Source organism: Nisaea nitritireducens, from assembly GCF_014904795.1.
GTDB classification, from domain to species: domain Bacteria; phylum Pseudomonadota; class Alphaproteobacteria; order Thalassobaculales; family Thalassobaculaceae; genus Nisaea; species Nisaea nitritireducens.
Window position 1 is genome coordinate 1 of sequence record NZ_JACZFS010000083.1, and the last position, 9,565, is coordinate 9,565.

Here is a 9,565-nt window from a genome sequence, read left to right on the forward strand (position 1 = left end):
CGGCAAAGGCCCGGCACGTCCCGTCCGGCGACAGCATCCCCGCCGCGCGCATGCCCAGGATCGGGCCTGGCGTCAGCATCAGGCTCACGCCTCCCGCCAGTGCGCTGTCGCATTCCCCGAGACGCAGGCTCTGGCAGGCCTGGTGCAGCGCGACAAGGCCCGACGAGCAGGCCGTGTTCATCGCGATCGCCGGCCCCCGCAGGCCAAGAAAATAGGCCAGCCGTGCCGCCAGGATGCCGGCATGGTTCGAAGTGATGCTAATCCCAGCCCCCTCCGGCGGAGCCACCGCCTGGAAGTCGCCTTCCTCCACGCCGATGAAGGTGCCGATGGTCTCCGAGGCGACCCGCTCCGCGCCATAGCCCGCATCCTCGAGGGCGTTCCAGGTCTCCTGCAGCAGCAGCCGCTGACGCGGGTCCATCCCCTCGGCCTCGCGCGGGCTGATCTCGAAGAACAGCGGATCGAACTCATCCACACCGGGGACCGCGCCGAACACCAGCTCCTCAGCGCCCACGTCCCAGCCTGCGAAGCGCCCTGCCAGGGCAGGGCCGACCGCGCATTCCCCGCGTTCCAGCAGCCCCCAAAGCTCCGGGACCGAGCGCGCGCCGGGAAAGCGCCCGCTCATGCCGATGATCGCGATCGGCTCATGCCCCGGCACGGGATCCATGACCGCGGCGCGAACGGTCGGTCGCGGCCGCGCCACCGGTTCCACCGGGGCCGCCAAACCCTCCGGCACGGGGGCCGCTGCCCCCTCTTCAGAAGACGCTCCGAAAAGCGCCTCCAGCGCAGCCCCATGCTCCTCAAGAAGATACGCTGTCAGATCGTTCAGCGTCGGAGCGCCGAAAAACACATCAGGCGTCACATCAAAACCAAAACGAGACGTCAGCAGACCCGAAAACTCCGATAGGCTGATCGAATCAAATCCGAAATCGCCGAAATTGCTGACGCCATCCAAACGGTCCGGGTGGATCTTCAACAATCCGGAAACGACGGCTCGAAGCTCGTGGCCGACCCTCTTCTTCAATGCCCGGCCCGAAAGGCCGCGCCTCTCTTCCACCTTCGGAAGTGCCAGCGAGGTTTCCGAGACCGGCACATTTTCGGAACCCGGATGCGGACCGGACGCGTCCTCCGTCTCGGCAAGGCCAAGCATCCGGTTCAGGCGCCGCGGGACACCCGCAAGAACAAGCGACGGCTCGATTTCGCCGGTAATGAATTGGTCAAGAAGTTGCAGACCCTCTTCGCCTTCCAGCAATCTCTGGCCGCTGGTCTTCAGGTAGAATTCGGTCGCGCCGTCGTCATTGAATCCCATCCCTCCATCGCGCCAAAGCGGCCAATCGATAACAATCGTACGGCCGTTGAGCGCACCGGTCCGGACGCGCTCGTTGCGGTGGCTGGCATAGGCATTCAGGAACCGGTTGGCGACGGCATAGTCGCACGATCCAAAATCGCCCAGCACTGCCGACGTGGACGAAAAATAGCAGACAAACTCCAGAGGATCGTCCACCAGCAGCTTGTCCAGCAGCTGGGTTCCGTCGATCTTCGGCGACAGCACACCGCGAAATTCCTCGAGGCTTTTCTCGAATAACCGAGTCTTTCCCGACAGCCCCGCCGCGTGGATGACACCGGTGACCGGCCCGAATTGCCTGCGCGCTTCCGCCAGCCCGCTGGCCATCCCGTCATGATCGCAGATATCGGCCTGCAGATAGAACGCGTCGGCGCCCGCAGCTTTCAAAGAGGCCAGAAGGGCCGCGGTCGCTTCACTCGGATCCGAACGTCCCGTCAGAACAAGTTTCACCGGCTCCTTTTTAGCCAGGTGCTTTGCGACAAGCCGTCCGAGGCCTCCGGCGCCTCCTGTTATCAGAACCGTTTTCATCAGGACACGCACGCTTCCGTTGTTGGTGTAGCGACCGCTCGGACCCTGGATTCGAAGCGCTCGTCGCCTTGATAGAGCGCGCTGGACGTCCGGGAATTGCCGAGTTCCGCCCACACTCGGGCAAACCAGTGTTCATCGATGCCGTCGCCCTCTTCCGCATCGGCGATGAGGACGCTCAGTTTTGCACCCGGCCAAGCCAGTCCGATCGACCGTTCGAACCCGATCCAGGATTCCAGATAACATCGCTCCAAACCGTTTCTGTATTCCCCAACCAACAAAATACGCGGGGATTTCAGATTCGTTTTTTTCAGCTGATTCAGCATGGATGCTACAGTGGAGGGATCCGAATTTTTCTCCTGGTTTTCCAGGGCGCTCAAATCCAGCACCGCGTCCGGGTCGCTTAATTCAAGCTCTTCCTCAAGGCTAGAGACGAACTTTATCTCGGTCTTTGGAGATTTGCTCATCAGGAAGCGCTCGAACGCGGAGCGTGCATCCGGATCATTCAAGATACACAAGAGTCGCAACCCGTCATTCCGTGCCGCAGTATCATTGCTAATGCCAACTGGCATCCACTCTTCCCGGAAACGCATAATCCGGGGAGTGTCATGATCTATTGGAGCTGACGCTGGAGCGGACCGAACTGCCGTTACCGACGGGGCCTCCGAAACAGGACGCTCCTTCTTTTCAGCCTGCGGGACATATCCACGCCACAGCAACGGGTAGTGTTCTTTGGAGAAACGGTAGGTCGGCAAGTCTATGGGGCGGGGCTTGCCCGATCCGTAGAGCGCCAGCCAGTCCACCTCTCCGCCGTTCACCCAAATCTCCGCGATCTGGTTTGGATGAAGCTCAGATGCTTCGCGTCGTCCCACTCGATGCCCGACCTGATCACCTGATTTCGCCGCACCCAAGAAGAGCCGGCTCTTGCATTCAGCGATCTTGCCGTTATCGAAGGCGTCCAGCGCAGAAAGCAGTTCCTCTTTGTTTTTGACCACGAGGGCGAGCCGCGCATCCATGGGATCACGCCCGGTCTGCAGCGTGAAGGCAAGCCGCGTCAGATCAATCTCCTCCGGATGCCGACGGATGAACGACGCCAAAGCCCGCGCGTTGGCTTTCAGATTGACTTCGCGTTGGCCCGATAACGGTATCAAATGCTCTTCCGGCAAGAGCGGGCCTGATTGCGCCTCGAAAGAAGCAGTATCAGGTGCGTGATACTCCTCGACCACCAAGTGCGCGTTTGTTCCGCTGTAACCGAAAGAATTCAAGGCCGCCATGCGGCTCCCATGGCGGTTTTCAGGCCAAGCTTTCAAGTCCCGGTTGACGTAGAAGGGACTGGCCCGAAAATCGACATGCTCGTTTTCTCCTGCAAAATTCACGGCCGGAGGCAGCATTCTATTCCGCAGGCACAGAAGCACCTTGATAAGCCCCAAGACGCCGGCGGCCGCGGCTGTGTGCCCGACATTCGCTTTGAGAGAGCCCACGGCGCAATATTGGGCTTTTTCCGTGAAGCTACCGAAACTTTCTGTCAATGCATGAAGTTCAACCGGATCGCCAAGTTTGGTTCCGGTGCCATGGCATTCGACATAGCCAATGTCGCTCGGATCGATCTCATTATCTTTGTAAACTGAGGTCTGAAGCCGGTTTTGTGCCTTGAAGTTCGGAACAGTTATGGCCGATGTCCGCCCGTCTTGGTTTGTCCCGGCGCCCCGGATCACCCCAAGAATATTGTCACCATCGGCCTCGGCATCGGCGAGCCGTTTGAGGACGACAATTCCGATGCCATCACCAAAAACGGTCCCGTCAGCGTCGTTATCGAACGGCCTGCAGGTTCCTGTCGGAGATTGCATGCCGGCTTCGATCAAAGAGATGAATGCCGCCGGGTGGGTCCAAACCGTCGCGCCCCCAGCCAGGGCCATATCGACCTTCCCGCCTTTCAGCGCCTCCACGGCCAAATCCAGCGCGACTAAGGACGACGAGCAGGCCGTGTTTACAGCCACGACGGGACCCTGAAAATCGAACAGGTGCGCAAGCCGGCCGGATGCGATGCTTGTATCGCTGCCAAGCATGGAGAGATGCGCAGCCTCCGAATTCTCCGGGACCGAACCAGCGATCAAGCCCAGGTAACACCCCACATTGCGCCCGGCCAGGGAGGACGGTGCATAGCCTGCATCTTCAAGGGCGTGATAGCTTTCCTCCAACAGCAGGCGTTGGTGCGCATCCATATGCTCGGCTTCGCGCGGCGACAACCGGAAGAAAAGCGGATCAAAAGCCTCGACGTCCGACATGGCACCGTAACGGCATGTCGAACTTGTCTGTGAGTTGGCGGCTACGTAAGTCTGCCAATCGGCTGAAAGATCCCCAACCTCGGTTTTACCTTCACTGATCAGTTCCCACAGTTGCTCATGGTCAGAAGCTCCCGCGGTGCGGCAGGAGAGACCCACGACGGCAATGGCATCCTCACCGTGCGGAATGCGCGATTTTGGAATGGCCGTGGAGGGTTCAGGTTCATCAAGATCAGCAGCATCCATCTCTTCCGAGATGAATGCCGAGAGGGCGGCGATCGTGTCATGCACGAACATCACGCTGGTAGGGAGATACAGATCAAAACGTTGATTGATTGCTTCGACAAGCTCGACCGCGTTGACTGAACCGATACCGAGCTCCGCGAACCGCTCCGTTTTATCGAGATCGTCTTGGGTCAGACCTGTACTGCTCGCGAAAATTTCGCGAAGAGCCAGGACCACCGAGGCTTGTTTCGCCTCAAGCGCTTTCGGATCGGCGTCATTATTCGGGCGCTCTCCGGGTGCGACGTCTGCGTAGAGAGCGGGCGCGGCGACCCTCGCTCTGTTCTTGTCTCTAATAGTTTTGGCGTCGGTCTCTTTGGACTTGTTGAGCTTCATGAGAACGTAAGAGATCTGGCCCCGCTCCAAAGCGGCAGACTGGTTCGCGTAGTTTCGCCAAGTGTCCCGTGCGACTTCAGGCAAAGAGCGGACTGTCCCCTCAATATCGGGGTCGTAAAGGCAGTTAGAGATTTCCCTGGAGACGTCCACGATTTCGGAAATTGCGAGACCGGCTTCTGCAAGCGTTTCCGACCATTGGTCTTGTGTCGGAACCGTCACCTCTACCCTGGGATCAAATATCGCCCCCCGCGTATTGGCGATGTAATCGATCAAAAGCACCTCTCCATCGGGTGCTAGGGACGCCGCGATGTTTGAAAACAACGCTGCCTTGTCGCGAATATGGAAGGAAACCTCGATCCCGAAGATCAGATCGTAGTCGGGTTCCACGAAGGGTGCCGCGCCACTATCACGGTGGAACACTGTGACGCGCGATTGCAGGCCAAGAGTCTGAATTCTCCGGGTGCACAATTCCGCTTGAGACTTTGTGATCGTGTACCCGTGCAAGTGACGCGCGCCGTGGGCTTTGGCGAGTTGGATCAAATCTGTTCCGTGGCCGCATCCAAAATCCAGAATCTTGTCGCAACGTGCGACCTTCGCCATTCCGAACAGGACGTCCCGCATTTCCTTCTGGCGCTCTTTGATCACGGCCAGCTCGTCGGGGAAATTATCCGGATTGCAGCAGACTCTTGAGAACGAAAATCCAGGCACTCTCTCCGGGAACGGCGCGAAGGTCAGATAGTCTTCCTCGAACTCCTCAGCGGCCGCAGCGGCTCCCAGCGCATAAAATTCCGCCGCCTTGTTTTCGTGCGAATGCGTGTCTTTCATCGCTGGGCTGGAGATGACTGATTCAAATTTGCATTGGCGCCGCTCAAAGGGATATCCCGGCAGCCCCGGCAAAGCGCCTATCGGCTGCGCGCCCTCGAACAGGTGCCGCAAATCCCCGCTCTTTCCGAGCGCCCAGGATTGAGCAGCACCGGCCAAATCCGTTCCCCCGGATGCCGTTTCGACGTTCCTGTTTGCGTTGCTCGCGGTCTCATCGCCGTGCCAACACCATTCACCGGCACCGTCCCCGGCAAGCCATCGTTCGAGACGCTCGGCCAATTCACTCTTCGACGCCGCAACAATAGCCAGGCGGGCGGCCATAGGTTCGCGGCCAGAAGTCAGGGTCGAGGCAAGCCGACGCATGTCCACTGGCCCGCATGTCTTGAGGTACCGGATCCAGGTTTCGGCGACAGCCGTCAACCGCTCCGGCGTTGCCGCGGAGAATACGAACGGATACGGAGATCCGTCCGGAGCGCTCTCGTCTACGGTTTCCTGCGCAAAAGATTCTACGATCAAGTGGGCATGGACACCGCCGGCACCGACGCTTGAAATTCCGGCGCGCAACGTTCCCTCCGCCGACGAATTTGACCATCCCTCCACTCCATCGATCAAATCGAAGGGCAGCCGCTTGAAATCTATTTCGGAATTCTCGATGCCATTCAGCAGTGTCGGCGGTATGCGGCGATGACGCATCGCGAGAAGCACTTTACTCAACTGGGCCATTCCGGATGCCGCCTCGGCATGGCCAATATTTGGCTTCACGGAACCGATTCTGCCGCCCTGTCCCTCTGTGCCGAAGACTTGCCTTACGGCCGCCAGTTCGGCTGCATCAGCCAACGACTGGCCATTCGCGGAGGACTCGAAATAGGAAATTGCGGACGGCTCCAGTCCCGCTGTCGCCAGAGCCTGTCGGATGACCGTGGCATGCTCGCTCGGGTTCGGCGCCCCGAACGCGCCGCTCTTACCCGCATGGCCGACCGCCGAGCCCGAAATGACGGCAATGATCGGATCATTGTCGCGCAGTGCATCGGCGAGTGGTTTCAAGACAACTGCCCCGACCGCTTCTCCGGGCACGAAGCCCGTGTCGTTCCCCCGGAAAGCCTGGCAATGCCGTCCTTTGGCCAGGGAATGACTGGCGTTGAGCGCGTCGAAACTGGCGGGAGCAAGATAGAGGTTCACTCCGCCGGCGATCGCCAGCTTCCCTCCGCGGTGTCTCAGGTACTCACATGCTTCATGAATCGCGACCAGCGACGAGGAACACATCGTATCGATGGCCAGACTGGTGCCTCTGAAGTCTAAGTGGTGAGACACCCTGTTCACTAGCCCGGAGTAAGAGGTCGCAACCAAACCGGCGGCACCGGGACCCGGACCGACGGCAATGTGGGACTTGGTAATGCCCGCGAACACGCCGGCGCGTTCCTTCAGCGCGAGCGGTAGGGTCGACGGCGCATATCCGGATTGCTCAAGCGCCAGCCAACATTGCTCCAGGAACAACCGCTCTTGCGGGTCGATCTGAGCGGCATCCTTCGGCGTCAGCTTGAAGAACAGAGGATCGAAGGCGTGGACGTCTTCGAGAAAAGCGCCCCAGCGTCCTTTTTCTCCGGTCGTGCCATCCGAGAGCCCCGTCTCCCGCCAATTCCACCGGTCGGCCGGAACTTCCGTTATGGCCTCGACACCATTTTCCAGGTTTTGCCAGAAAGCGTTGAGGGTTTCCGCCCCGGGGAAGCGACCGCTTAGGCCGATGATCGCAACCGCCGTGTCCTTGTCATGATCACGGGTTTCCGCAACGTCGGCACGAGCCTCGACTGTGCGTAGTGCCTCGGAGGGCGCACTCTGCCGGATCGGCTCCGTCGCCCCGGAGGTCGACGTGCCAGCTGCGTTGACCCAATGCCGTGCACGTTCCGGGGCAGTTTCCGCCAGATGCGCCGAGAGCCCTTGTAGTGTCGGGAACTCATAAAACATGGTTCTTGTGACGTCGGGGAAGTGCTGTCTCAGGTCATTCGCAAGATCGGTCGAAACGATGGAATCGATTCCGTAGCTGTCGAACAGATCGTGCGGACGCAGATGCGCCAACGGGAGTTTCAACCGGTCGGCCAGGAACGCCTCAAGCGCCTCGCGGACCTGATCCTGGAGTCCGGAGGACACGGCCGGCGGCTCCATTGTCCTGGCGACATCGGCAGTCTCGCCGCGCAACCGCGAGGTCACGCCGTTGAGAACCATCAACCGCGGTTCGTTGGAACGCATCACATGATAGAAGGCGGCAAGTCCCTGGGCACGACTCAACGGAGTCAACCCGGTCGACTGTTTCATGTCCGCCTGGGCATTCTCGTCAACGGTCATTCCGCCATCGCCCCAAAGCGGCCAGTCGATTGAAACAACGCGCGTCGGCCGATTTCGGAGCAATCCGTACCCTTCAGCCAGCACGTCCTGAAAGGCTGAGGCGGCGGCATAATCGGCCTGACCAATATTTCCCGTGACACCGCTGCAGGAAGCAAACAGCGTCAGAAACTCCGGCTTGAACTTCGCAGATGCGTTGAGGAGATTCAGACTGCCATCGACCTTTCCGGCGAACACCGCCGCAAGATCGCTGCTGGGCTTTCCGACAATCATCCCGTCCCGGAGCACACCCGCGCAATGGAGGATGCCGTCAAGGTGGCCATGGATCTCGTGGATGTAATCGAACAACGTCGCGACATCTTCGGAACACGCAACGTCTGCCTTCCTGTAACCGATGCGGTCGCCCCATTTCGCCGCCATGCGCGCGTCAATCCCAGCATCCGAACGGCCGCTCAGCAGGACGCTGGCAGACGGAGTCCGGGAGAGAATTTCCTCGGCAAACAGCTGGCCCAGTCCACCAAGGCCGCCGGTTATGAGATAGACCCCGTTGTCTTTCCAGATCCGACCATCGGCAGGACCGTCAATCTCGACAACCTCACGCCATCCATGCTTGCGGGTCGAGCCCTCGTGATGGCGGAGATGGAGTCCGTCAGCGTTCTCGATCAGATGGTCAAGTTCGTCATTTGAAATCGTCCCGTCGACTTCGATCACCTGACAGCGAATGGATGGCATTTCCCGGCAAGCAGTTTGCAGCAGGCCCGAAAGCCCCGCGAACAACCTTTCTTGTCCCTCGGAAGGCACCAGCAGCTGAATGAGTGTTTCCCCATCACGCCCTTCAGCCTGTTCCGTCTTGAGCAGTTCAAGCAGGTGCTCCGCCGCTGCGAGATATCGCGCTTCGACCGTGTTCGCCCCGGCGCCGATGGACGGGCGCTCCAGGTCAGGCAGAGACACGGGCCAGTTTCCGCATTTGAAAATGTGGCGCACCGCTGCCTGCGCCCTGTCGGGAACCGTCTGGATGTCTTCCCATACCGGGCGGAATAACAAAGTGCCTTCTTCAGGCAGCGGCGCATCCGAAGCGGGAGTGGCTCGTGTATTCTTGGGAGGTTTGAACCTCTCGGGCGGCGGTCCTTCCTTGCCGTGACCAAGGTCATCGCGCTGGAAGGGATAACGCGGCAGATGCACCCGCGGCAGTTCCGCGCCGAACAGGCTCCCTGAAGGGATATCGTATCCTTGGCAAAAGAGTTCAGCCAATCCAGCCAAGGCCTCGCGGCACGCATCCGCGTCGGGATGTTCCGCGTTTTCTGCGATCGAGGCGATCGTTCTCGATATCACTTTCTGGGGTTTGAACCCGCTTGGGACTGCGCCGGAGAAAGCGTCGACGCGTCGGGCCTCGACGCCTTGCCGCAGCCGCTCGACGGCCTGCTTTCTGCTTCCGACGACAATCGCGTATCTGTGGCGGAAATGGTGGCGTCCGTTAAGCAGGGTGTAGGCCATCTGCGCGAGCGAACCCTCGTCCGGACCGTTCTTCGCCAGATCGTTCTTCGCCAGATCGCTTTCCAATGCAGCGGCGAGGTCTTCGATGCGGGCCTTCAGCGCCTCCTCGCTCTTCGCCGAGAGCACCAGCAGGCGATACGGGGCC

Annotated in this window: 2 protein-coding genes and 1 pseudogene; all 3 read right to left on the minus strand. The window is 60.0% G+C overall.

Going from position 1 to position 9,565, the window contains the following annotated elements; all coding sequences use genetic code 11:
• A partial coding sequence (locus IG629_RS22430; protein WP_193174087.1) for a type I polyketide synthase occupies positions 1-1,870 on the minus strand: 1,870 nt, incomplete at its 3' end.
• The gene (locus tag IG629_RS22435; protein ID WP_226887029.1) at positions 1,870-9,177 is read right to left on the minus strand and encodes an SDR family NAD(P)-dependent oxidoreductase; all 7,308 of its coding nucleotides are present in this window, start codon (positions 9,175-9,177) and stop codon (positions 1,870-1,872) included. The genes IG629_RS22430 and IG629_RS22435, both read right to left, overlap by 1 nt.
• 204 nt (positions 9,178-9,381) lie before the next feature.
• Positions 9,382-9,546 (minus strand): annotated as a pseudogene (locus tag IG629_RS23035) (CurL C-terminal domain-containing protein); the annotation flags it as partial.
• Between the last annotated feature and the right edge of the window lie 19 nt (positions 9,547-9,565).